Source organism: Leptospira ellinghausenii (genome assembly GCF_003114815.1).
Classification (GTDB): Bacteria; Spirochaetota; Leptospiria; order Leptospirales; family Leptospiraceae; genus Leptospira_A; species Leptospira_A ellinghausenii.
This window is the reverse complement of record NZ_BFAZ01000009.1, coordinates 1,002,039-1,025,774: the sequence shown is the minus strand read 5'-3', so window position 1 is coordinate 1,025,774 and position 23,736 is coordinate 1,002,039. Positions and strand designations below refer to the sequence as shown.

22 protein-coding genes are annotated in these 23,736 nt (G+C 36.9%); 13 read left to right on the top strand and 9 right to left on the bottom strand.

The annotated features are described in order from the left end of the window. Positions 1 to 17: 17 nt before the first annotated feature. Entirely contained in the window at positions 18 to 500 is a 483-nt protein-coding gene (gene coaD, locus DI076_RS13325) for a pantetheine-phosphate adenylyltransferase (RefSeq protein ID WP_015677103.1), read from the bottom strand. 1 nt (position 501) lies between these two features. After that, positions 502 to 1,710, bottom strand: a complete 1,209-nt coding sequence (locus DI076_RS13320) for an argininosuccinate synthase (protein ID WP_108960291.1) — start codon at positions 1,708 to 1,710, stop codon at positions 502 to 504. Positions 1,711 to 1,791: 81 nt separating this feature from the next. On the opposite strand from DI076_RS13320, the gene DI076_RS13315 reads away from it, so the two are divergent. From DI076_RS13315 to DI076_RS13305, 3 genes are read left to right on the top strand one after another with little or no spacing between them, the layout of a single operon-like run. Next, positions 1,792 to 2,940, top strand: a complete 1,149-nt coding sequence (locus DI076_RS13315; RefSeq protein ID WP_108960290.1) for a nitrilase-related carbon-nitrogen hydrolase — start codon at positions 1,792 to 1,794, stop codon at positions 2,938 to 2,940. Next, positions 2,924 to 3,457, top strand: coding sequence for a hypothetical protein (locus tag DI076_RS13310; protein ID WP_108960289.1), 534 nt, complete (start codon positions 2,924 to 2,926; stop codon positions 3,455 to 3,457). The genes DI076_RS13315 and DI076_RS13310 overlap by 17 nt, the downstream gene beginning before the upstream one ends. Next, positions 3,454 to 5,010 carry an FAD-dependent oxidoreductase gene (locus DI076_RS13305; protein ID WP_108960288.1) on the top strand — a complete coding sequence of 519 codons (1,557 nt, stop codon included), beginning with the start codon at positions 3,454 to 3,456 and terminating at the stop codon, positions 5,008 to 5,010. The genes DI076_RS13310 and DI076_RS13305 overlap by 4 nt, the downstream gene beginning before the upstream one ends. On the opposite strand, the gene rlmD is transcribed toward DI076_RS13305, so the two are convergent. After that, positions 5,003 to 6,202, bottom strand: coding sequence for a 23S rRNA (uracil(1939)-C(5))-methyltransferase RlmD (gene rlmD / locus DI076_RS13300; RefSeq protein ID WP_108960287.1), 1,200 nt, complete (start codon positions 6,200 to 6,202; stop codon positions 5,003 to 5,005). The two genes, DI076_RS13305 and rlmD, sit on opposite strands and share 8 nt — an antisense overlap. Then, positions 6,199 to 7,272, bottom strand: coding sequence for a quinone-dependent dihydroorotate dehydrogenase (locus DI076_RS13295; protein WP_108960286.1), 1,074 nt, complete (start codon positions 7,270 to 7,272; stop codon positions 6,199 to 6,201). Before DI076_RS13295 ends, rlmD begins: the two co-directional genes overlap by 4 nt. A gap of 100 nt (positions 7,273 to 7,372) precedes the next feature. Here DI076_RS13295 and DI076_RS13290 point away from each other — a divergent pair, with 100 nt between their 5' ends. After that, on the top strand, positions 7,373 to 8,989 hold the full coding sequence (locus tag DI076_RS13290) for a sensor histidine kinase (RefSeq protein WP_108960285.1): 1,617 nt from the start codon (positions 7,373 to 7,375) through the stop codon (positions 8,987 to 8,989). Further along, a complete protein-coding gene (locus DI076_RS13285) occupies positions 8,986 to 9,915 on the top strand; it encodes a response regulator (protein WP_108960284.1) in 930 nt (309 codons plus the stop codon). The genes DI076_RS13290 and DI076_RS13285 overlap by 4 nt, the downstream gene beginning before the upstream one ends. 2 nt (positions 9,916 to 9,917) lie before the next feature. On the opposite strand, the gene DI076_RS13280 is transcribed toward DI076_RS13285, so the two are convergent. Genes DI076_RS13280 through DI076_RS13265 form a run of 4 tightly spaced genes read right to left on the bottom strand, consistent with a single transcriptional unit; the run spans position 9,918 to position 13,792 of the window. Next, positions 9,918 to 10,559: an HAD family hydrolase gene (locus DI076_RS13280; RefSeq protein ID WP_108960283.1), complete on the bottom strand. Its 642-nt coding sequence runs from the start codon at positions 10,557 to 10,559 to the stop codon at positions 9,918 to 9,920. Continuing rightward, complete coding sequence (locus tag DI076_RS13275) at positions 10,549 to 11,262, bottom strand: RluA family pseudouridine synthase (RefSeq protein WP_108960282.1); 714 nt, start codon at positions 11,260 to 11,262, stop codon at positions 10,549 to 10,551. Before DI076_RS13275 ends, DI076_RS13280 begins: the two co-directional genes overlap by 11 nt. Then, on the bottom strand, positions 11,259 to 12,434 hold the full coding sequence (locus tag DI076_RS13270) for an ankyrin repeat domain-containing protein (protein WP_108960281.1): 1,176 nt from the start codon (positions 12,432 to 12,434) through the stop codon (positions 11,259 to 11,261). Before DI076_RS13270 ends, DI076_RS13275 begins: the two co-directional genes overlap by 4 nt. Further along, positions 12,428 to 13,792 carry a hypothetical protein gene (locus DI076_RS13265; protein WP_369689767.1) on the bottom strand — a complete coding sequence of 455 codons (1,365 nt, stop codon included), beginning with the start codon at positions 13,790 to 13,792 and terminating at the stop codon, positions 12,428 to 12,430. Before DI076_RS13265 ends, DI076_RS13270 begins: the two co-directional genes overlap by 7 nt. 113 nt (positions 13,793 to 13,905) lie before the next feature. Between DI076_RS13265 and DI076_RS13260 the strand changes: the two genes are divergently transcribed. Beyond that, positions 13,906 to 15,108, top strand: coding sequence for an EAL domain-containing protein (locus tag DI076_RS13260; RefSeq protein WP_108960280.1), 1,203 nt, complete (start codon positions 13,906 to 13,908; stop codon positions 15,106 to 15,108). Positions 15,109 to 15,128: 20 nt separating this feature from the next. Here DI076_RS13260 and DI076_RS13255 read toward each other — a convergent pair whose 3' ends face one another. Continuing rightward, a complete protein-coding gene (locus tag DI076_RS13255; protein WP_108960279.1) occupies positions 15,129 to 15,707 on the bottom strand; it encodes a TetR/AcrR family transcriptional regulator in 579 nt (192 codons plus the stop codon). A 169-nt stretch (positions 15,708 to 15,876) separates the two neighbouring features. Here DI076_RS13255 and DI076_RS13250 point away from each other — a divergent pair, with 169 nt between their 5' ends. Genes DI076_RS13250 through DI076_RS13220 form a run of 7 tightly spaced genes read left to right on the top strand, consistent with a single transcriptional unit; the run spans position 15,877 to position 23,730 of the window. Further along, a complete protein-coding gene (locus tag DI076_RS13250) occupies positions 15,877 to 16,443 on the top strand; it encodes a hypothetical protein (RefSeq protein ID WP_108960278.1) in 567 nt (188 codons plus the stop codon). Further along, complete coding sequence (locus DI076_RS13245) at positions 16,436 to 17,989, top strand: GMC family oxidoreductase N-terminal domain-containing protein (RefSeq protein ID WP_108960277.1); 1,554 nt, start codon at positions 16,436 to 16,438, stop codon at positions 17,987 to 17,989. The genes DI076_RS13250 and DI076_RS13245 overlap by 8 nt, the downstream gene beginning before the upstream one ends. Beyond that, the gene (locus DI076_RS13240) at positions 17,979 to 18,857 is read left to right on the top strand and encodes a bile acid:sodium symporter (RefSeq protein WP_108960276.1); all 879 of its coding nucleotides are present in this window, start codon (positions 17,979 to 17,981) and stop codon (positions 18,855 to 18,857) included. The genes DI076_RS13245 and DI076_RS13240 overlap by 11 nt, the downstream gene beginning before the upstream one ends. Then, entirely contained in the window at positions 18,858 to 19,985 is a 1,128-nt protein-coding gene (locus DI076_RS13235; protein ID WP_108960275.1) for an acyl-CoA dehydrogenase family protein, read from the top strand. Further along, the gene (locus DI076_RS13230) at positions 19,945 to 20,955 is read left to right on the top strand and encodes an NAD-dependent epimerase/dehydratase family protein (RefSeq protein WP_245918428.1); all 1,011 of its coding nucleotides are present in this window, start codon (positions 19,945 to 19,947) and stop codon (positions 20,953 to 20,955) included. Before DI076_RS13235 ends, DI076_RS13230 begins: the two co-directional genes overlap by 41 nt. Before the next feature lie 10 nt (positions 20,956 to 20,965). Next, on the top strand, positions 20,966 to 21,796 hold the full coding sequence (locus DI076_RS13225; RefSeq protein ID WP_108960273.1) for an SDR family NAD(P)-dependent oxidoreductase: 831 nt from the start codon (positions 20,966 to 20,968) through the stop codon (positions 21,794 to 21,796). A gap of 8 nt (positions 21,797 to 21,804) precedes the next feature. After that, the gene (locus DI076_RS13220) at positions 21,805 to 23,730 is read left to right on the top strand and encodes an AMP-dependent synthetase/ligase (RefSeq protein ID WP_108960272.1); all 1,926 of its coding nucleotides are present in this window, start codon (positions 21,805 to 21,807) and stop codon (positions 23,728 to 23,730) included. Positions 23,731 to 23,736 lie beyond the last annotated feature (6 nt).

Sequence of the window (23,736 nt, the reverse complement as noted above, 5' to 3'; positions counted from 1 at the left end):
GACCCTCTAGGTTCCGATCAAACGGAGAATTTTTTCACAAGTGCTTCGCCAACAACATCAGGGACTTGGTTCGATACCGCTCTGCCGTGTCTTGCTACTTCTTTGACGATTGTAGAAGACACAAAAGAGTACTCATTGTCAGCCATTAGGAAATAAGTTTCAATTTCTGGGGCTAATTTTTTATTCATGAGTGAAATCGCATATTCATAATCAAAATCTGTGACAGCTCGCAGGCCCCGAAGGATGACCCGAGAATTTTTTTCCTTACAGTAATCCACCGTCAGGCCTTCAAAGGAATCAATTTTGATTTTGTCCCAACCATGGAATACCTTTCCAATCATCTCCACTCGTTCTTCCGGTGAAAAAAGAGATGTTTTTTTGGAATTAATGGCAACGGCGATGATGATTTCTTCAAAAAGAGGGTGGGCTCGCCGTATGATGTCTAAATGTCCATTGGTAAATGGATCAAACGAACCCGGGTATACGGCGATATTTTTCATCTTAGTGGTTCACCCTTGCCCATTCTTTCATTGGTAGTCCATACAAATTGATGAATCCTTCTGCATCATATTGGTTGTAGAGTTCTTCTTTTTCAAATGTAGAAAGGCCTGCATTGTACAATGATTTGTTGGACTTTCTTCCGACAACCGTACAATTTCCTTTATACAATTTGATTCGAACCGTTCCATTGACATACTTTTGCGTATAATCTATATATGCGCGGAGTGCATTCATCTGATTGGAATACCACTGTCCATTGTAAATGTATCTGGCAAATTCTTGTGAGAGTTCGTCTTTTTTGTGTTGGGTGTCTCTATCGAGAGTAATGGATTCTAAATCTCGGTGAGCAATGTGGAGGATGGTTCCACCTGGTGTTTCATATACACCACGAGATTTGATTCCTACAAGTCTGTTTTCTACGATGTCCACACGACCTACTCCATTTTTTCCACCTAATTCGTTTAAGGTTTCCATAACTTCGAGCGGGTTCATTTTTTTTCCATCAATTGCAACACAATCACCATTTTCAAAATCTAATTCCAAATACGTTGGTTTGTCTGGAGCTTTTTCTGGTGAAACTGTTAGGATAAACATATCTTCTTTTGGTTCATTGAATGGATCTTCTAAAATCCCACCTTCAAAGGAAAGGTGCATAAGATTTCTATCCATACTGTATGGTTTAGCGGCTGTTACTGGAACGGGAATTCCTTTTTTCTTTGCATATTCAATAAGATCTGCACGTCCACCAAAATTCCATGTTCTCCAAGGAGCAATGATTTGTAAGTTAGGCGAAAGAGCTTTGAAAGTGAGTTCAAAACGTACTTGGTCATTTCCTTTTCCAGTTGCACCATGAGAGAAAGCATCTGCTCCTTCTTTTTTAGCAACATCTGCCATTGCTTTTGCGATGAGAGGTCGTGCGAGAGAAGTTCCAAGTAAGTACCGCATTTCATATATAGCATTCCCACGAATGGCTGGGAAAATAAAGTCACGTGCAAATTCCAATCGTAAGTCTTGGATGTATACTTTGGATGCTCCGGTGTTTTTTCCTTTTTCTTCAAGGCCAGTCAGCTCTTCCTTTTGGCCAACATCGGCACAAAAAGCGATGACTTCACAACCATAGGTATCTTTCAACCAAGCAAGGATGACAGAGGTGTCGAGTCCACCTGAGTAAGCGAGAACGATTTTTTTGGGAGCAGGTTTCTCTTTCATAGAATAAGGTCAAAATAAAAGAAAAAACCAAGAACACAATTAAATATTGTCTGAATTGAAATACTAGTGTAGATTTGGTGGATGCGTTTTTTTGTCTCTTTGACTCTTTTTCTGTCCTTTGGATTGGCAAACATCCAATGCAAAAAACAGCAAGTGGAACCGAGTGTTCTTTCCTTTGCCCTTCCCAAACCAAAAATTTTCATGCAAATCGAAGGCAAAGGCAAACGCGGAACTGTCATTGGTTTGGAACCTTATCTAAATAAATACAGTTACGCTACGGAAGAGAGTTTTTATTCGAGTTTGAAGGAATACTTTCAAAAAGCAAAAGAAAATGAGACCATCTATGTAGACAGGTCTATCTTCGTTTTACCAGAATACCTCGGTACTTGGCTCGTTGTCACAGCAGAAGACAAATCCATTTTTGGTAAGGTAACCATTGCTGATGCGATGGAAGAATTAGTGAAACAAAATCTTAGTTCCTTCTTCTGGCATTATCTCTTTAGCAATTCCTTTTCGAAAGACCACTTAAAGGAAACTCTCTTTCGGATGAAAGCATGGCAAATGGCCGATCGTTACCAAAGGATTTTTTCCCGTTTGGCATTGGAATACCGTGTGGCGATTGTTGCAGGTTCCATTGTATTACCTCATCCTAAAGTGGTAGAAGGAAAAATCACTCCAACCGATGGTCCTTTGGAGAATGTGAGTTTTTATTTTCACCCTGACGGAAGAGTGGATGAACAAATTGTGCGTAAACTTTTTCCCATTGAAGAAGAAAAACAATTTTTAGCCGAAGGAATATTGAATCAAAATCCAACATACCGAACTCCTATTGGAAAATTATATACGATGATTTGTGCTGATTCTTGGTTTCCCGAAGTGTACAAAGAATTAGAAAACTCTGAAGCAGAAATATTAGTAGTTCCTTCGTTTGTTGCTCCAAGGGATGCCTGGCGGACAAAATGGAATGGATACAATGGTTATGCGAATCCAAAAGATGTAACAACAAAAGATATAGGTTCGATCACAGAAAAAACTGCATGGAAAAAATATGCAATGTTAGGTCGGCTAAAGGTTCCCAATGTAAAACTTGGGATCAATGTATTTTTCAGAGGTGAAATTTGGGATATGACCGCTGGTGGTGATGCATTTTTCCAAAAGATGGGAAAACCAGTGAACAATTTGGTCAAAGAAGAAAAAAACCAAGGTAGGCTGTATGTATTCTATCTCTAGGAAAACATTCCTCACATTGCTTTTGTTCTGTGCAGGAATCAAATCAAAAATCAAAACCTTTTACTTTAGCGAATCTGAAACCAAAACTGTTTTAAGTTTTGCCGAGGTTGTTCTGCCTATCGGGGAAACTGGAATGCCGAATTTAGAGGAAGCAAACGTTATGCGAAGATTAGATGAAGAGTTGTACTTTGTTTCTGAGGAAATCCAAGAAGACTTTCACTCTGCCGTTTTGGTATTGGAATACCTTCCTTTTATTTATGGAAGCTTCCGTTGTTTTTCGAACTTAGAACCTGAGGAACGAATTCGGTTATTGGAACTTTGGGCGGAAACCGATTCCGATACAGTTCGTGCTGTTGTTGGGAACCTAAAACTTTTAGTTTGTCTTGTGTATTATGGTCATATATCCTCTTGGGAATTTATCTCTTACCCAGGTCCGTTTGCGAATCCACCTGAGAAATGGAGTGAGGCAAGACTTCATTACCAAAACTTACTCAAGGGAAACGAAGGTATCATATGAAAAAAACAGGGATGTATCGAGATTATAAAAGTTATCAACCAGGGGAAGTCATCCAAGTGGATGTGGTAGTGATTGGTTCAGGTTGTGGTGGTGCAACGATGGCCTATGAACTTTCGAAACGAGGCATCAAAGTCGCCCTTCTCGAACAAGGTGGAAACTACCATACGGGAACCTTTGATAATCATGAATTGAATATGGCAGGAAAAGTTTCTGCGGAAAGGAATTTTCACACCACAAGTGATGGTGGTATTAATTTGGTGTATGGTAATAATTTGGGCGGGGCATCCGTTCACTACTGGGCTGATAGTTACCGGACCCCCGAAGATCGCCTACTATTATGGAATCGTAAATACGGGATCGACTACCACCTCCCCGAAGACTTAAATCCATATTGGTTGGAATTAGAAACAGACTTACATGTCAAACCTGCAACAGAAGAATATTTTAATCCCATGAATCGATTGTTCAAGAACGCATCACAACGATTAGGTTGGGAAGGGCATCATGTTCCTCAAGCAAGGAAAAATTGCCAAAAGTCTGGACACTGTATGCAAGGTTGTATGTTCGGAGCAAAACAATCCCAACTCATCACACATATTCCAAGTGCTGTTCGACTTGGAACTGACGTGTATACTGATTTACGTGCTGAACGATTGGAAATTGTCGGAAACCAAGTGAAGGGTCTTGTTGCTGTGGTGATCGACAGACGTACCTTAAGACCAACCCAGACGAAACTTCGCTTCCAATCAAAAGCAGTTTGTGTATCTGCGGGAGGTTTTGGAAGTAGCAAATTTTTACTGAAGAATGGACTGAAAAAAAGACTTCCAACTCTTGGAAAATTTTTGGCCATCAACCCTTCGCCAATGGTGCATGCACTCTATGAAGATCCAATTGTTCAATGGCGGAATATTCCTGCAGCCTATGGTGTGGAAGGATTTCGCTTGGCAAAATTCCAAAATGGTTCTTATAAAGAAGGTGGGTATATGCTGATGCCTAACCAATTACAACCGGGAACCCTTGCCGCATTACTTCCAAGTTTTGGAAAAGACCACTTCCGTTATATGAAACAACTTGAGTATTTAGGTGGAACCATTGGTTGGATTGACGATGTGGATGGTGAACTTGGTTCCATCGAAGTTGATTTATTTGGAAAAACGAAAGTACATTATCCGTTTGGAAAGACCACCAAACAAATCTTTAGCGATCTAACGTACAAACAGATGCAATTGAATTTTGAAGCAGGTGCCAAAGAGGTGTTTCTTGCTGGAATGAAACTAAGGAAATACACAAAGTTACCTAAAAAAGAAGAAATTGGTGCATTGGCTTGGAGGCCAGCAGAGTTCCCGATGGCGGCGCCTCACCCAGCTGGAGGTTGCCGGATGGGAAAATCGAGTGAAAACTCCGTAGTCAATTCAAAACACCAAGTTCATGGATTTCAGAATCTGTTTGTAGCCGACTCTTCTGTGTTTCCAACAGGTGTCAGTGTAGATCCAAGTTTTACGATTATGGCATTTAGCAAAAAAGCATCAGAGTTTATAACAGAAGTTATATGAGGTTTTTATTTCTGAACACTGCAACTGTTTCCACATGATCCGTTCTTGGGAACATATCCACAGGTTGTAAGGAATTCAAAAAATATTGTTTCGCTAATAGGTTTGTATCTTCTCGGAGGCTCATTGGATCACAAGATACATAGACAATTTTTTTAAATCCCATACCGAGGATGGTCTCTGCCACATCTGGACCAAGGCCTGTTCTCGGTGGATCGATCACAATGGTGTCATAGTTTTTTCCAAATAGGGATGGTAATACTTCTGCCACTCTTCCTTTACGAAACCGAACATTATGTACTTTGTTGAACTTAACGGATTCCAAGGAGGTTCTATGAGAATTTGGATTCTCTTCGATGCCAAGGACTTCTTTACATTGGCCAGCAATCCAAAAAGAAATGGTTCCAATCCCAGAATAAGCATCGATCACACGTGAATCTTTTTCTATCTCATCCAGAACCAAATTGTATAAACTCGGTGTTTGGATGGGATTTACTTGCAAAAAGGTAGAAAGACCTACACGAAATTTATGTTTTCCAAAATGTTCGTGTATGTAAGGTCTACCCCATAATAGATGTTCTTCGCGACCAAGTGCCATCGTGGTGTGTTTGGTATTGATGTTATGGATGATTCCCACTAATTTACCAAATTTGCCCGATTTTCCAATTCGGTTTTGGATGGCAGTGTGAAGTCTTTTTGATGCATCCTTAGCGTGTGGTAAGTCTTCTTTGGCAGTAACAATGCCTAGAATAATCTCACCTGTGGAAAAAGATTTCCTTGCGACAAGGTATTTCATCATGCCTCGTTTGGATTTTTCATTATAAGGAAGTAATCCCTCTCGCCTAGCCCATTGTTTGACGGCAAGTGCAACTTCTGTTAATCCTGGGTCTTGGATTTGGCATTCTGTTTGGTCTAGGACAAATGTCGCTTCACGGTTGAAAAGTCCGAGTGTGAGTAAAGTTTTGTTTCCGACAATACGACGGCCAAAGGGCAATTGGATTTTGTGGCGATAGTATTCTGGTGAAGGACTGGGAACAATGGTTTTGAATTCCACATGACGGTATGTTTTAAAAAGTTCTTTGATGTTTTGTTCTTTTTTTCGAAGTTCTTTTGTGTAGTCGATGTCGAGATAATTACATCCACCACAGGTTCCGAAATGGGTACAGATGGTATTGTTTGTTTTTGTTGTGTTCATTTTGATTTTCCTGAACCAACAAGTTGGTCAATGGAATTGTATCCACGGTCTTTCATTACCTTATCCAAATAGGAACAAATTTGATACGGTAAAAAAGGACCTTCATAAATATAACCAGTATAAATTTGGATGAGATTCGCACCTGCTTCTATCATCTGCAGGGCTTTTTCTCCTGAATCAATCCCTCCCACACCGATGATGGGAATTTTCCCTTTTAGAGTTTGATACGCAAGAGATACAAACCGAAGTGATTTTTGGAATAAAGGGCCACCTGATAAACCACCTTCGGGAGGATTTGTTTCACCTAGACTTTGTTTGTCGAGTGTGGTATTGGTAAGGATTACGCCACTTATTTTGTATTCTAAACAGACATTGAGATTTTCAATGAGTTCTTCTTCGGAAAGATCTGGAGCAAATTTTAAATACAATGGAATAGGGAATGAGTTTGAAAATTCTTTTTGGATTCCAACGATAAGATCAATTAAACTTTGTTTGGATTGTAGGCTACGTAATCCAGGTGTGTTTGGTGAACTGATGTTGATTACCGCATAATCCCCGTAAGGTAGCAATTTTTTAAAAGTGTAAACATAATCACTGACAGCATCTTCTAAGGCCGTAACTTTCGATTTTCCAGCATTGATCCCTCGTACTCCCATTTTGGATTGTTTTTTCAATTGGATCTCGGCATTGTCGGCCCCTGGGTTGTTAAAACCCATTCTGTTTACCAGAGCTTTTACATTTGGAAAACGAAATAATCTTGGTTGTTCATTCCCTGGTTGTGCTTTTGCAGTGATGGTTCCCACTTCTATGAATCCAAAACCCATGTGGATCATGGTAGGGAAAAGTTCCGTTGTTTTATCAAATCCTGCCGCAAGACCAACTGGATTTGGAAAATGGATGCCCTGGATGGTTTGTTCCAAACGTTTGGAATTGTATTGGAAAAGAAGGTTCAAAGTTTTATGGAAAAATGGGATTTTTTTGGATAAAGAAAGAAAAGTAGCGACTAGATGGTGCGCTGATTCAGGGTCTAAATGAAAGAGAATTGGTTTGATCAGGTGGTGGTAAAACAAGGGAAAAATCCTTACGTTGATTCTTTTTTCCCCGTGATTTCTTACAATTTCTTTCCGAAAATAGCGACGTTTCCTATATTCCTTCCAAGGACAGTAATTGATGCCATCTAATTCCCCTATTTCTCGTATTTGGCAAAATCCATCTGCCTTTCCCCAGGAAGAAGTTCTCCGGGAATTAGAAAATTTACTCAGATCGAACCCAGACTTTTGGCTTAAAATCAATCGTGAAGGGATCATCGTTGATTATAAAACTTCAAGGTTTGTTAACATAGGAGACAAACCAGAATCTCTTTTAGGACAACATATCAGTGTTGGTCTTCCTCCTTATTTACGTGAAATCACTTCGGAAGCTCTCGCTTACTTATCGGACAAAAAAAATTTAGTATTTTGGAAAGAGTATTCTTATGGTGAAGAACCTAATATTCGTCATGTGGAAGTAAGATTTGTGGTTTTATATGATGGTTATATCATGTCCAACCATCGTGACATTACGGAACGCAAACGATTAGAAAATGCTTTTTTAGAAAGTGAATCTAGATTTCTTTCCATGGCTCAGAATGCAGCTGATTCCATTGTGATCATCAATGATGAAGGAATCATCCAGTTTTTTAATAAAACAGCAGAGAATACATTTGGTTATAAACAAGAGGAGGTGATTGGAAAAAATGTAACGATCATCATTCCTCCAGATTACAAAGACAAACATGATGAATTCCTGAGGCGGTATAAAGAAACAGGGGAAACTCATATTATAGGTGTAGGCCGAGAGGTATTCGCACAACGGAAGTCAGGTGAAATTTTTCCATGTGAACTTTCGGTTGGAGAATTTAAAACAAAATCCGGAAAAATGTTTACAGGAATTCTGAGAGACATCAGCCAAAGAAAACTTCAGGAAGAAGAATTATACCAATACAGAAATCATTTAGAAGAATTGGTCGAAAGGCAAACTATGGACTTAAAAATGTCCAAAAATATAGCTGAAGAAGCTTCCTATATGAAGTCGCTCTTTCTTGCCAATATTTCACATGAGTTAAAAACTCCAATTCATGCAATTTTAAGTTATGCGGAACTTGGAGCGGAAAAATCAGCCACCGTACCACCCGAAAAAATTAAAGAATACTTTCACATCATCGATTCCTCTGGGAAACGGTTACTTGCGCTTCTTGATAATTTATTGGATATAGCCAAATTAGAATCAGGTAAAATGCGATATCTTTTTGAACGGAATTGTTTAAAAGAAACCACCAAATTTGTGATCAATGAAATGCGTGCAATTTTGGAAAAAAGAGGGATCACAGTTGTTTTACTAAATAATGAGGAACGTTGGGAAGCTGATTTCGATTATGAGCGGATCCAACAAGTGATCAGAAATATCATCTCCAATGCATTAAAATTCATTCCAAATGACACTAATATTGAGATTAGTTTGATAAAAAGAGAATTTATTCCAAGAAAATCTCAGTCGTATGTGAAAGGAATTGGCATCCAAATCAGAGATTTCGGTCCAGGAATTCCTTCCGAAGACCTAGATAAAATTTTTGAAAAGTTCATCCAATCCAAACAAGTAAAAGCTGGAACCAAAGGAACTGGGCTCGGTTTGTCGATCTCAAGAGAAATTGTAAATGATCACAACGGATTGTTATATGCTGAAAATCATGAAGATAAGGGAGCAGTTTTTACAATGTTAATACCAAGTTCCCGTGAAGGAATTCGATGATCAATTTACTTGCTGTTGATGACGAGATGATCAATTTAATGATCATTGACGAGTCTTTGTCCGATAAAGGATTCACTGTTGTCAAAGCGAAAGATGGAGAAGAGGCATTCCAGATTTTAAGCTCTGGTTCGATAGTTTTTCATGCCATTATTTTAGATCGATTGATGCCAAAGATGGACGGGATCGAACTTCTAAAAAAAATCAAACGATCCGAAAAGTACCGAGATATCCCTGTCATTTTCCAAACTGCTATGAGTTCCATCACCGATATGACAGAGGGGCTTGATGCAGGTGCTTTTTATTATTTAACAAAACCATATTCACGTGCCCTTCTTGTTCGCATAGTGCAAACTGCTGTTGAACATTTTATCAAATTACAAAGGGCAAAAGAAGACCTTCATAAAGGTATGGGTGCCCTTCGACATATGATCACTGGTGAATTTCGGATTCGTTCCATTCGTGAATCTCATGAACTTGCTCCGTTACTTGCCAATGCTTGTCCCGATCCTGAACGTGTGTTAACCGGGATCATGGAAATTCTAAACAATGCAATTGAACATGGGAATTTAGGAATTTCATACCAGGAAAAATCGGAACTCCATGATAATGATAAATTGATGGAAGAAATTTTTCGAAGATTAGATACACCTGAGTACAAAGACAAATATGTAAAGGTAAACTTTGAAAGAAACGAAGAGCGCATTGAAATTCGAATCAGTGACCAAGGGAAAGGATTTGATTGGAAACGATATTTGTCGATTGAAGCAATGACTAAAAATGCATTCAAAACGCACGGTCGTGGGATTTTTATGGCAAAAAAATTATCCTTTGATGATCTTACCTACATAGATGAAGGTAGAACGGCCATTATACGCATTGATTTAACCAACAAAACCAGTAATTTACTCACTGACTTTCAGGAATAAATTTATAATGAAAACACTAGTGGATCGGTAAAATCAGAAATGATTTGGTCCACATGAATTTTTAGTTCTTCGACAGTATGGGAAGTCGCAACTCCTAAAATGGAACAACCTGCGACCTTTCCTGATTGTAATCCAGCAATCGAATCTTCAAAGACGATACAATCTTTTGGATTTAGTCCTAATCCTTTCGCACAAAGTTCATATACTTCAGGATGAGGTTTGCCTAAGGTCACCATAGAACCATCAATGATAACATCAAAGTAAGATCGTAAGTTAAGATTATCCAATGTAAAATTGACATTCATGGTTGGCGCAGAAGTACCTAGAGCTAACTTTACTTGGTTGGATTTCAAATACTGAAAAAATTCAATGATTCCAAGATGAGGTTTCATTTCTTGTTTGTATAAGGTTTGGTATAAGTTTTCTTTTTCGGCACCGTAGTTTTGGATTTGCTCTAAAGAAATTTCTCCAAAAATCATTCTGAATAAATCAGCATTGGTTTTTCCATTATAAGTATCTCGATAGATTTGGGGATTGAGAGGAAATTTGTATTTTTTGGAAAATTCCATCCATGCTTTGAAATGGAATTTGTGATTGTCGACAACCACTCCATCCATATCAAAAATAAATCCTTTATGTTTCATCTTGTATCCTTTCGTAACCACCCACAAGACCTGTGATAAAATTGGGAATATTGGTCATAAATGTTAATGGTTTTTTTTGAAAAGGATGAGTCAAGGTGATGGAATACGAATGGAGTGCCATTCTAGGAAAGGATTTTGTTTCGTTTCCATATTTGGTATCTCCTACGATGGGATGACCTTTTTCTGCAAAATGTACGCGAATTTGATTTTTTCGACCAGTGATGAGATCAATTTCGAGAAGGGAATACAAATTGGATTCTTTTAAAACTTTGTATTTTGTTTCGGAAAACTTTCCGAGTTTGGGATCATCAACAGAATAAACGCGGTGGGCTTTTGACTCTGTTAAATAAGATTGGATGGAACTTTGTTTGAGTTTCCAGATTCCATGTGTAACTGCGATATAAACTTTTTTGGTTTTGTCCCAATTTTCTTGTAATGTTTGTTTGGCGACTTCTGTTTTTGCAAATACCAAAACACCGGAAGTATCACGATCCAATCGATGAACGATAAAAATTCGATTTTTGGAACGATCACTTCCTTTTTTTACATAATCCATAAGGGAAGCGTAAGCAGTTTTAGATTTTTCAGAATCAGTTGCAATGGTGAGTAGTCCCGCCGGTTTATCAACGACAAGGATATCTCGGTCTTCATGTAAGATGGTTAAGCCTTTTGGTAAAAACCGAGTGTTTGTTTTTTGTTTCATTCTTTTTTGAGGAGTTTTAAAACCTTAGGATTGTTTTGTCTTTCGGCAAACTCAATCGCAGTTTTTCCCCATTTGTCTTTTTTTTGCGGATCGGCACCTGCGTCGAGTAGGAGTTGGATCAATTCATATTTTTCATTTAAAATTGCACTGTGTAATTTCGTAGCTCCATATTTGTCCCATCCATTGATATCGGTTTCGACACTCAAAAGGATTTTGGTGGCTGGCCAATTTTCATTGGTAATCGCTTGTTCCAATGCAGTTATTCCTTTTGTATTTCTGATACTGGAATCGATATTTTGTTTGGTTAGGATGGACAGGATTTCGAGCGAATCTCCTATCACACACAAGTGAAGGGCGGTATTTCCTTCTGCGTTCCTATGGTTCACATTTGCTTTCGCATCTAAAAGGATTTGGAATAACTTTGGTTTCTCTGGATGATAGTTTCCCATATTAATCATGGCAAGGAGAACTGTATTGCCATCTGAGTTTTCGAGTTCGATGTTTGATCCTTGGCGAATTAAGATTTGTACAAGTGGGAAGTTGCGACTGAATACTGCACCCATTAGAGGTGTAATGCCAAATTTTGTTTGGGCGTTTGGATTGGCTTTAGCATCTAACAATGCTTTGGTATGTTCTAAAAACTGAAATTCAGAGGAAGCAAGAGTGATGAGTGGGGTTTCGGTAAACGAATCTTTTGTTTCAAGATTAGCACCTTTTGAAAGGAATAAAGAAAAAAGATTTGGATCAAATTTTCGAATTTTTGTGATGTAATAGTGAAAGTGGGTTCTATTGTAATTTTTTTCCCCCAACACATAATTCGGATCTACTCCTTCTTCCAAAAGAAGTTTTATCATCTCATTTTTGCTAAATCCAATGGCGGTGGCAAGTGGTGTAGTTCCATCTTTCATGGGAACATTGAGACTGGCACCTTTTGTGATTAAAAATTTAGCAAGATCAACGTTTCCCAATTCTGCTGCATAGTGCAGTAAGGTATATCCATCTTCATTTCGTTTTGTATTGACATCAAAACCTTTGTTTACTTTCTCTTTGATGGTTTTTGGATCTCTCATGGCGGAAATATTGAGATCATTCGCATATAATATATTAAGTGAGATTAATAAATAAAGAAAAAAAACGATGAAACATTTGTTATGTGTCAATTGGCTTACCATGAAGAAGTCCCTCCTTGTGGGCGTAAGATGACAATTTGATTGCCGGTTGAAAGTGCTAAAATTTCTTTTTGTTTAGGGTGAGTGATAAATAAATTGGGATGGATGTAATTTTCATTGTCATCGGATACAAAGAGGAGTTCTCCTTTTTTGGTATCAACGATGTAAAATTTTCCAGAAGAAGTAAAACCGCCAAGGACTAAGATTTGTGAAGAAGGTGCTAAAATTTCTCCAACGTCCATTATAGGAGACTTAAAGATTTCTTTTTTTGAGATTAGGTTAAAGGCATACAATTGGATATAACCTGATTCAACTCCTCCTGAACAATAAAGTGTATTTCCATCCGGTGTGATTGCCATAGAACGAATGGTTTGTCTATCTTTCACTTGTAAGTCTTCCGAATCACTTTCTGGAATGTAGATAATGGGGCCCGCTGGTTTTTCTTCAACAAGACTTATCTTACTATTTTGGTTCATATTGGTCTCATTTAATTCATGAATCCTTCCATGGGCATTGCCATACAAAATAGTGTTTCGTTTTTCTAAGTATTGGTAAGGGAATTGGTAGTGGGCAATTTCAAATCCTGCGGGTTGTGTCCAGTCAGCTGTATTTGGATCAGCAGTTAATTGGAAATCATTTATCTTTTTACCAGTCATTGTATCATAGACAATAAGCCTACGGTCATAAAAATGAGGCCCATCCATATTGTGTTTGTATGAAGCCAAAATTCGTTTTCCTTGGTCTATGAACTTTGCACTGTCAATCGTTAAAATCCAGTTAGGTGCAAGACCAGATTCTTCACGACTTAACTTAACCGCATCTCCTGGATATCGATAGTCTATATCTGCTGTGATGGAATGGAATAAAGAAAACTCTGGTTTAAAAACTTTCGTGATACCTCCGGTATCTGTAGATCGAATTAGTAAATAACGTTCGGAAGATTGAACATTTGGGTTTGTTTGTCCAAAACTGAGAAAGGATTTTCCATCGGGAGATACATCAAATATTTTTGGACCATCAAATTCCTTTTGGTAAAACATTTTGGCTTCTGTTTTCCATATCATACTTCCATCTAACAAACTAATGCGAAAAAGATAAAAGTCCGTTGTTCCAATGATCGCAGATTTACCATCGGCATGGTAACGGATGTTATAAATCGTCTGTCCATCGATCGACGGTGTGATGCGAGATTGGATGGACCAAGAACTTTCAGAGTTCGTAAAATTTGATCCTTCATTTGGAATGGTTGGGAATTTGACAACTGACTGCGCGTTTGTTGCCAATGAGATGAAAACAAAAGATAGGACTAGGCTTGTGTATCGCATTCGCGAGAGTCTAAGGAAACGTGAAATCTGGGTCAAGACATCTCCGAAATCAGAAGATTGCATAGAAAAGGAACAAGATTCGACCGAAATATGTTTAATTTATTGAATAAAATTCCGTTAAAACAGAATAAGGACAGGGGAGAAATTTAATGAACGCGATGGCAGGAACCAAAGAGAAACAATATGTCCCATTACTCCAACCCATCTTCTCCGTGGAAGAACAGTCTGTTATCGGTTATGAATCCTTAGGCCGTGTCCGAGATGAGAAGGGTTCACTTGTGGTGGTTCCTGAATTTATGGATCCACATGTAACTCCGCTTCGGATGACTATGATCGATCGTAAGTTACTCGGTCTTTCATTGGATAAAATCAAAGATAGTAATGACCAACTTTTTGTGAACATGTCACCAGATCAGGTGATTTTGGAGTATGAAGAGAGTAAAGGGAACTCACTTCCCATCGCAGAAATTGTAAAGGAATCTGGAATCCCACTCAATCGGATTGTTGTGGAAATCACAGAAAAATCTGGAAGTTTTGGGACTGATGTTCTTGCTGCTGGTGTGGAACTACTGCGAGAACAAGGATTTGGTATTGCTTTGGATGATGTGGGCTCAGAATCGTCCAACTTAGAAAGATTAGGTGCTATAAAACCAGACATTATTAAAATTGATTTAAATTTGTTAAAGAAGTCGATTGAACAAAGAGAATACCAGTCAATCTTAGAATACTTGAAACAAATTTCACTGAGTATTGGATCTCAATTATTATTTGAAGGTATTGAATCAGAAAAAGAATTGTACCAAGCAGTCAGTTCTGGTGCGACTTTTTTACAAGGTTATTTTTTAGGAAAACCATTAGAATACAAAGAGGACAAACAAACCATAAAGGATGTTGTCGTTCCGCAATTACATTTGTACCACGAATCAAAACGTATAGAAGTTGCAAAAGAAATTGAATTTGAAAAACAAATCAAATCCAAGTTGATGTCACTTCCTTTAAAAACAATTACATTAGGGAATCGAGTGATCATTGACCCACAAAGTTTCTTCAAATTGGATCCGATGATCCAAAGAGTATATGTAACAGATTGGCAAGGAACCCAAGTTTCACCGTACTATGAAAGGACGAATGATTCTGGGTTTATTGAGAACATGGTTTTTTTGCAGAAAAACTGGTCGTATATGCCATTTTTTTATAAGCACGTTAAACAAGTGTTTCGTGACAATGGCAATTGGCAAGTTAGTGACCCGTATTGGGACAAAACATTAAAAAAGAAAGTAATTGTATTTTCCCATGTAAATGAAATGGGATATTCCTTTTTTGTGGATTTAGTTTTGGAAGATGGGAAATAATTAGAAATGATTCAAAATATTTACGTTGGAAGTTTAATCGCATTCCAAAGTAAGTCTTCTGTTTCTTTTAAGAATTGATCATCCAATTTTATTTTTCCATTCCGAGAACCTTTTACTAGTCCAACAAATGCTCCCCATACAATCGCAATGAGTGCATCTGGTGGAAATTTAATCAGAATATCTCGGTTGTCATGAGCAAATCGAGTAAGAAACTTCAGTAGTAACGCACGTTTTGCGAAACTCTTTTTGTCTAAATAGGGAAGGTTGTATTGCATTTCTAAAAAATCAAAAGCCACAGGGTTTTCTCTTTGGAATTCGGCCATGGATTTCCAAATTTGATGGAATTGTTCTTTGGGTCCTGCTTCGTGTGGAAAACTATCTTTGATTTTTGAATAAAGACTTTCTTGCCATTTTTGAAAGAGTGAGTTCACAAGTTCTTCTTTACTGGCAAAATAACGGTAAATCGTACCCGCAGCTACATTGGCTCGTTCTGCAATTAGGGGCACAGCCGTTCCATCAAACCCTTTCGCCGTAAACAATTCTAATGCAGCAGCTAAAATCTCTTCGCTTTTATTCAATTTAGAAGCCTTTTCGCTCAAATGGTATACCTATCCAAACCCATTTCCGTATGGGATGTTCTTTTTTGGATAGGGGTCATAGATACCTCGAATCCATTTCTTTTCATTCTTTTTTTAAAAAAGTACTTGTAAAGTAAAAAAAGGAATGAATATTCATTCATTAATTTGTGAGTGAAAATACGGATTAAGAATGGCAATTTTGAATCAAAAGCTGATTTCAAGACGTACTCTTGTCAAAACATCGTTGATGGGAGCTGTCTTTTTGTACCTGAGCACTAGTGGTTGTCAGGCAAAGGATGATGTCACAACACGTGATCGAGAGTTGGATTGTCGATTTTTGGACAATCGAGGGCAGAATTTATTCTATTTTTTGGCGGATGCTCTATTGTTTACGTTTTTACCAATAGAGGAGAAGGAAAAAGAAAACGTACTGAATGAAGTTGTATTAAACATCGATTCATACCTATACAGCTTACCTTCTCACACACAAGCTGAAATTTTAGAAGCAATTCAATTTTTAAACATAAGTGCTGTTAGATGGTATTTGTTTGGATCGAGTTCTAATTGGAAACTTACTAACAGAGATACTGTTATCAAAACATTAAATCAGTGGAAAACATCTTCCATAGGTTTACTTCGATCAATTTTCTTTTTATTACAATCAATGGTCACTATCGGATACTTTGAAGCAAGTGTTTCTTGGAAACACGTCGGTTATCCAGGTCCAAAACATGCATTAGGATTACGTCATGGATAAACTAATAGATGCTTCTTATTTACAAAAAGACTTAGATCTCGAAGCGGATTTTGTCATCGTCGGCTCTGGTGCTGGTGGTGGAACAAGTGCAGAGATTTTATCGAAAGCTGGATATTCCGTCATCATTGTGGAAGAAGGAAATTATGAACGTAGTAAGGACTTCGATTTAAAAGAACTATCTACATTCAATCGATTGTACTTTGAAGGTGCAACGCGGCCAACAAAGGATAAAGCATTTACGGTAGTACAAGGAAGAACGGTTGGTGGATCAACTGTTGTGAATTGGACAACTTGTATTCGTACACCTAAGGAAACACTTTCTTATTGGGAAACTGAATTAGGAATTAAAGGTTATTCTAATGAAGATATGGAACCTTGGTTTGATATCGCTTCAAAAAGATTTTCGATCCAACCTTGGGAAGCTCATAACCAAAACAATAACCTGTTAAGTGTGGGAGCAAAAAAACTGGGGTGGAGATATAACTCCATTCCAAGAAATGTAAAAAACTGTAATATGTTAGGTTATTGTGGATTGGGTTGCCCAGTGGATGCAAAACAAAGTCAATTGGTAACTACGATTCCATCCGCATTAAAACAAAAGACAACACTTTTATTTCGTACAAATGCAGTTCAATACATTTGGAAAGAAAATAAAATCGATCATTTGTATTGTAAACCAAGTGTTCAAACTGGTGAAACAATACCTAAAATACGATTGTTTGCGAAACATTTTATTACAAGTGCCGGTGCCATCAATTCACCTGCTTTGTTATTACGTTCCAAATTACCAGATCCTTATCGATTGATTGGTAAAAGAACTTTTGTGCAACTACACAATTACTCTGTTGCGGAAATGCCAACTCCTGTGTATGGATTTTTTGGTGCTCCCCAATCTGTTGCATCCGATGAATTTTTATGGAAGGATGGGGTAAAAGGCAGAGCAGGTTATAATATTGAAGCAGTTGGTGCACAACCAATCGTATTAATGAATTTAAGAAAATTGGTAGGTGAGGAATTTGATCAATATGTAAAAAGTTATCCCAACTTACATGTACTCGTCTCTCAAATTCGTGATGGTTTTAATGAAGATAGTCTTGGTGGAACTGTTCAATTGAATGAAGCGGGTTATCCAATCCTTGATTATCCACTAAATGATTTTATAGTCGATGGAATTAGAAGGTCTTATTTGTCGATGGCTGAATGCCAATTTGCGGCAGGTGCGAAAACTGTTGTTCCAGCAAATAACGTAGTAAATCCATTTAAAACTTGGGCCGATGCCAAAAAAGGCATCGAAAAAATGGCGATTCAATCTCCAAACACAGTTGTTAACTCAACACATCCGTTAGGCGGTAATGCAATGGGAAATTCGATGGAATCTTCTGTTGTGGATACAAATGGTAAATTCCATCATCTAAAAAATTTATCTGTCATTGATGGATCTATTTTCCCAACAAGTTTAGGTGTGAATCCTAGTTATACAATTTATGCCATAGCGAGTAAATTGGCATCGAATCTTTCGAAGGAATACCAATCGAATGTTAACTAAGACAGAAGAATTATTATTCGCTGCTATGATTTTTTTCCTCATGGTAGCTATGGGTAGTACTTTAACATTAGAAAACTTTAAAAAATCGATCCATTCAAAAAAACCAATACTTGTTGGAATGTTGTCACAATTTGGATTTATGCCGCTCATAGCTTTTGGGTTGGCAAAAGGATTTAATTTATCTCCGCTATTTTCAATTGGATTAATTTTGGTTGGTTGTACTCCAGGTGGAACAACTTCAAATCTATTAACTTATTATGCGAAAGGTGATGTCGCTTTAAGTATCAGTATGACATTTGCCTCAACGATTCTTGCCATTGTAATGATGCCATTTTTGTTTTGGATCTATTGTTCTGGTTTGGTAACTGACGAGATTCAAATTCCATATAAAAGTATCATTGGTTCAATTCTATTGCTCATCATTCCTGTATTGATTGGAATTAAAATTAGATCTTATAATACAAAACTTGCTTTAAAAATAGAGAAAATTGGAAATTTTTTAGGAATTTTAATGATCTTATTTTTGTTAGGTGTGATGGTTCCAAAAAATTTCAACATCTTAAAAGTTACAACATGGCAAATGTATTTGGCTGCAATATTGATTACTGTGCTTGGATACAGTTTTGGTTATCTATTTAGCAAATTATTAAAATTATCAGAAAAACAATCAAGGACTGTATCATTAGAAACTGGGATTCAAAATGGACCATTGACTATAGCAGTAATATTACTGAGTTTTTCTGGATCAAATGTGAATGAAATATTGTGGATGCCATTACTTTATGCCCTCTTTGTTCCCATTACATCTGCAACGGCAACTTATTATTTTTATATAAAATCAAAACAAGAATTAAAAGGATCAGTTTAAATGAATTTCTATTTTACAGAAGAACAAAATGCATTAAGAGAAGCGGTTGCATCGTATTCCAAAATTGCAGGTAGTGACCCTAGGCGAGATGTAGAAGAAAGAGATAGCGAATTTTCATGGGATGTATTGCACGCGCTAGGTGATAGAGGTTGGACAGGTGTAATTGTTCCTGAACAATACGGTGGTTTAGGTAAAGGTGCAATTGAATACACGATCATCATGGAAGAAACAGCGAAGGAATTAATCTATGGACCACAGAATCTAATCCAAGCTCAACAAGGATTACTTGCTGTAGGAACTGAGGAACAAAAAAGTAAATGGTTACCAGAACTTGCCAAAGGTAAAATAATGGCGGCCCAAGCGATATCAGAACCTGATGCTGGATCTTCTTTTCAAAATATCCAAACAACGGCAGTGAAAGATGGAAACGAATGGGTGTTAAATGGTCTTAAGGTTCATATCAATTTAGGTAAAGAAGCTCAATTGATGATGGTTTTAGCAAAAACCGATAAAGGTTTAACTGAGTTTTTAGTTGATCGAGACTCAAAAGGTATTCGTTACGAGAAACAAGATCCTATTGGTTTAAGATCTGCTCCAATGTATGATGTCCATTTTGAAGACTGTCGTATACCGGCTGACTCAATTTTAGGAAGAGAAGGTAGAGGAATCGAAACCTTTATGGCAATTTTTAAATTGAGTCGATTGGGAGTTGCTTCGCAATTGATTGGGATCGCTCGTGGTTGTTTAGACCATGCTGTGTCCTTTACAAAATCTCGAAAAGTGGGAGAGAGTCGTGTTTCTGATTTTCAAGGGATTCAATGGATTATCGCAAAACTAACTTCTGAATTAGAAGCAGCTAAATTAGCAAGAAACCAAGCAGCTTGGTTACATGACCAAAAAGTAAATCATAACTTAGAAACTTCTATTGCAAAATACTTAGCTGGAGTTGTCGCTGATGAAGTTGTTAACAAAGCATTTACCTTAACAGGTTCCCATGCTTGTTATAGAAATCGTCCATATGATCGATATGTTCGTGAAGTGAAATCGCTGTTAGCAGGTGGTGGAAGTTCTGAAGTAATGTTGAATAATGTTGCAAGAGAAATTCTCAGGCCATCATACCACTATTAAAATGAAATACACAGGAATCACATTAATCACTGGAGCCAATGGTTTCATTGGATTTGAACTTTTGAAGGAATTATCAAAGGATTCAAATCTTAAAATCCGCGTCACAGATATTCGTGATGATAAGATAAAACTATTTCAAAAACCGAATATTGAATATATAAGATCAGATATTCGGGATGAGAAGGAGTTAAGTTCTTTAGTCAATGGTGTTGATCGTATCTTTCATGTTGCAGGAATTTGTAATCTAACCACTAGTTATGAAAAACTGAAATCTATCAATGTTGATGCAGTTGATAAGCTTACAAAAATTGCAGTACAAAATAGTGTAAAAGCATACATTCACTTGAGTTCTTCCAGTGTATATGGAACTTACCAAGGTAAACCTTTTAAAGAAACTGATGATTGTAATCCAATGGATGCGTATGGAAAAAGTAAGCATGTTGGTGAACAAATCGTATCAGAGAAAATAAAAAAAGGACTTAATGCAATCATCCTTAGACCTTGCACTGTGTATGGTCCTGGATGTAATGATGGCGCTGGTAAGGTTTTTTCAAGGCCAGGTAAAATTGCAGGTATACCTGGAGACGGTAAAATGAAACTTGCTAATGTCAGAGTAGAAGATGTGGCAGGCTCTGCTATATATCTTTCTGAACAAGAACAGTTTTTTGGAAATATTTACAATATCTCTGATGATAGTAATCCAAGTTTGGAAGAAGCTTTGGATTTAGCATCAAAGATGTTTGGATCCAAGATCAATAAACTTCATATACCATTATCATTACTTAAGGTGATTGCTAGATTAGAATCTCCTTTAGCAAAGTTACAAGGTAAAATTCCTGATCTAGAGTATGAAGCAATCAAATATCTATATAACGACTATTATATGGATAATCAAAAGTTGAAATCAACCGGATATCAATTAAGGTATCCAAATTTTGTTTCTTCAATGGAATCGATGAAATTAATTTAAGAGGATAAAAATGAATAAAGTAGTAGTTATTAGTGGAATTGCACAAGGTATGGGTAGAGAAGTTTCTTTGATGTTGGCAGCACAAGGTTATACAATTTGTGGATTTGATATTGAAAAAAAATATTTAGACAGTTTGTCTGATGAACTTAACAAATTAAATGCAAAACACCATCTTGAGCCATTAAGCATCACTGATTCAGATAAAATTTTAAAATTTAGAGATGCTGTTCTCAAAAAGTTTGGTGGTGTTGATACTGTTGTTTCTAATGTTGGTATCGGTTTTTTTGGCCCATTTGAAGAAGTTAATTTGGTCAAGGCACTACAATGTTTTGATATCAATGTGATTGGTTGTGCAAGACTTTTACAGGCATTTGTTCCTTCCATGCGAAAGGCAAAAAGCGGAAAAATTGTGGTGATGTCTTCTCTTGTTGGGCAAGTTCCATTTCCTTTTGAATCCATTTATTCAGCTACAAAGTTTGCGATTGAAGGTATGGTATCGTCATTTCGGTATGAAGTGAGTCCATTTGGGATTCAAGTTGCTATGATCCAACCTGCACAAGTTTCTACCAACTTTGCTGCAAAAGCACAACAGTTACCAGAAACAAATTCTCCATATTATGACAGATGTGTTCGATTTATCAACCGAGACAATGAGCTAATTAAAAAGGCAACGAATCCAAAACAAGCAGCTGAAAGGATCGTAAAAGTCATTACAGCAAAAAAACCAAAGTTATTCAATCAAGTTGATTTTATGAGTACATTCTTTTTGGGTTTAAATCGTTTTTTACCGCAAAGATTGAAAGATAAAATTTTACTCGATCATATGAACATCAATGTATAGGAAATAGAATGAAAGTTCCGAATCTGAAACAATTGACTTTGTATCATTTACTCCAAGAAGGAAGGCGTTTGTATGGAAGCCTTCCTGCTCAAAGTTATAAAAATCAAAAGAAAGAATACCAAAACATATCCTATGATGACTTTGTAGCAAATTCTGAATTCATATCCAAAGCATTAATTCATTTGGATACAAATGCGGGGGACCGGATTGGAATCATTGCCGATGTCGGGCACCAATGGTTACAAGTAAGTATGGCCATAACTTCCATTGGATGTGTTGATGTTCCTCGTGGCACAGATGCAACGTTAGATGATATAAGTTATATTTTGACTCATGCAAAATGCAAAATTGTTTTTGTTGAAAATGAAAAAGCACTTAAGAAATTCTTACCCGAGTTACAAAAATTAAATCTGCAAACGATCATTTTATTTGGTGAAACAAAAGTTGATTCCGTTTCCATCAATTGCCAAATCATTAATTTTAATGATTTGAGAACATTTGCAGCGAAAATTGAAGATAGAACATATCATGAAATTGGCGAAGAAATCCAAGAAGAAGATTTAGCTACCATCATTTATACTTCAGGAACCACTGGTAAACCAAAAGGTGTCATGTTAACACATGGAAGTATACTCTTTGAAATCCGAGCTCTCGTTGCCGAATTTAGAAAAACAGGTGTAACGGTTGGTGAAGGTGATGTGACCTTGGGTTTTTTGCCTCCCTGGCATAGTGGTGAAAGAATTTTTGAAACCATTTGTTTTTATTCAGGAATTAAAATTGCGTTCACAAGTGTTCAAGAACTTGGAAAAGATTTAGCAAAAGCAAAACCTACAATTCTTTTTACCGTTCCAAGAGTATGGGAAAGTTTCTATGATAAAATTAAAGATACGATTCAAAAAAGTTCGGCTTTCAAAAAATACTTTTTAAAGTTACTTGTTTGGAATTCTGTAAATTTCTCGATAACTTATGATAAAGCATTTGATCGTGTTCCGAGATTAAATTCGCCGAAAACAACAAAACAAATTCTAACTCAATTCATCAATTTAATACTATTACTAATATATCTTCCTATCTTACCAATCTCAAAACTTATATTATCGAAAATATTATCAGTATTAGGTGGCAAACTGCGATATGCATTTGCTGGAGCAGGTGCCTTACAAGCTGAAGTGGATCGATTTATGTATGCGATCGGTATGCCTATTTTAGAAGTCTACGGAATGACTGAAAACTCTGGAGTATCAACGATACGGCATTTTAACGACTTTTCCGTGGGAAATGTTGGGAAACCAATAGAAGGTGTAACCATTAAATTGATTGATGAACTTGGAAAAGAAGTTACAGAACCTGGCATTAAGGGTGTAGCCCTTCATCATGGTCTTCATAATATGAAAGGTTATTATCTAGAAGAAGAAAAGACAAAAGCGGTATTAACAGATGATCGATGGTTAAATTCAGGTGATCTTTTGGTATGGACGGCACAAGGGAATTTGAAGTTTGCAGGGAGAGCAAAAGATACAATTGTTCTTTCTGGTGGTGAAAACGTTGAACCAGAACCTATTGAGATTTGTTTAAAACAAAGTGAATACATTGACCAAGCAGTTGTCGTTGGTCAGGATAAAAAAACTCTTACCGCTTTGGTTTTGTTAAATTTGGAAAAATTAGAAAACTATTTAAAAGAGCATTCGATCGATTTAGATTTGAAACATGTTGTCTATAATGAATCAGATGTGATTCAGAAACTAATTCGAGATGAAGTAAAACATTTTATTTCAGATAAAAATGGATTTAAATCATTTGAAAGAATATCAAATGTCTACATCCTTCAAAATCCTTTTGTAGTTCATGATGAACTTACACAGACTCAAAAAGTGAAAAGGAATCGTGTCCAAGAAAAATACCGTGAAGAAATTGAATCAATGTATCGTAAGTAAAAGGAT

Bases quoted from the DNA above. Each gene is read 5' to 3' on its own strand.
- DI076_RS13315 (WP_108960290.1), top strand. From the start codon at position 1,792: ATGCGTTTTTTTGTCTCTTTGACTCTTTTTCTGTCCTTTGGATTGGCA.
- DI076_RS13285 (WP_108960284.1), top strand. From the start codon at position 8,986: ATGATCAATTTACTTGCTGTTGATGACGAGATGATCAATTTAATGATC.
- DI076_RS13235 (WP_108960275.1), top strand. From the start codon at position 18,858: ATGAATTTCTATTTTACAGAAGAACAAAATGCATTAAGAGAAGCGGTT.
- rlmD (WP_108960287.1), bottom strand. From the start codon at position 6,202: ATGAACACAACAAAAACAAACAATACCATCTGTACCCATTTCGGAACC.
- coaD (WP_015677103.1), bottom strand. From the start codon at position 500: ATGAAAAATATCGCCGTATACCCGGGTTCGTTTGATCCATTTACCAAT.
- DI076_RS13225 (WP_108960273.1), top strand. From the start codon at position 20,966: ATGAATAAAGTAGTAGTTATTAGTGGAATTGCACAAGGTATGGGTAGA.
- DI076_RS13310 (WP_108960289.1), top strand. From the start codon at position 2,924: ATGTATTCTATCTCTAGGAAAACATTCCTCACATTGCTTTTGTTCTGT.
- DI076_RS13290 (WP_108960285.1), top strand. From the start codon at position 7,373: ATGCCATCTAATTCCCCTATTTCTCGTATTTGGCAAAATCCATCTGCC.
- DI076_RS13240 (WP_108960276.1), top strand. From the start codon at position 17,979: ATGTTAACTAAGACAGAAGAATTATTATTCGCTGCTATGATTTTTTTC.
- DI076_RS13250 (WP_108960278.1), top strand. From the start codon at position 15,877: ATGGCAATTTTGAATCAAAAGCTGATTTCAAGACGTACTCTTGTCAAA.
- DI076_RS13320 (WP_108960291.1), bottom strand. From the start codon at position 1,710: ATGAAAGAGAAACCTGCTCCCAAAAAAATCGTTCTCGCTTACTCAGGT.
- DI076_RS13245 (WP_108960277.1), top strand. From the start codon at position 16,436: ATGGATAAACTAATAGATGCTTCTTATTTACAAAAAGACTTAGATCTC.
- DI076_RS13230 (WP_245918428.1), top strand. From the start codon at position 19,945: ATGTTGCAAGAGAAATTCTCAGGCCATCATACCACTATTAAAATGAAA.
- DI076_RS13270 (WP_108960281.1), bottom strand. From the start codon at position 12,434: ATGGTAAGCCAATTGACACATAACAAATGTTTCATCGTTTTTTTTCTT.
- DI076_RS13260 (WP_108960280.1), top strand. From the start codon at position 13,906: ATGAACGCGATGGCAGGAACCAAAGAGAAACAATATGTCCCATTACTC.
- DI076_RS13275 (WP_108960282.1), bottom strand. From the start codon at position 11,262: ATGAAACAAAAAACAAACACTCGGTTTTTACCAAAAGGCTTAACCATC.
- DI076_RS13280 (WP_108960283.1), bottom strand. From the start codon at position 10,559: ATGAAACATAAAGGATTTATTTTTGATATGGATGGAGTGGTTGTCGAC.
- DI076_RS13305 (WP_108960288.1), top strand. From the start codon at position 3,454: ATGAAAAAAACAGGGATGTATCGAGATTATAAAAGTTATCAACCAGGG.
- DI076_RS13220 (WP_108960272.1), top strand. From the start codon at position 21,805: ATGAAAGTTCCGAATCTGAAACAATTGACTTTGTATCATTTACTCCAA.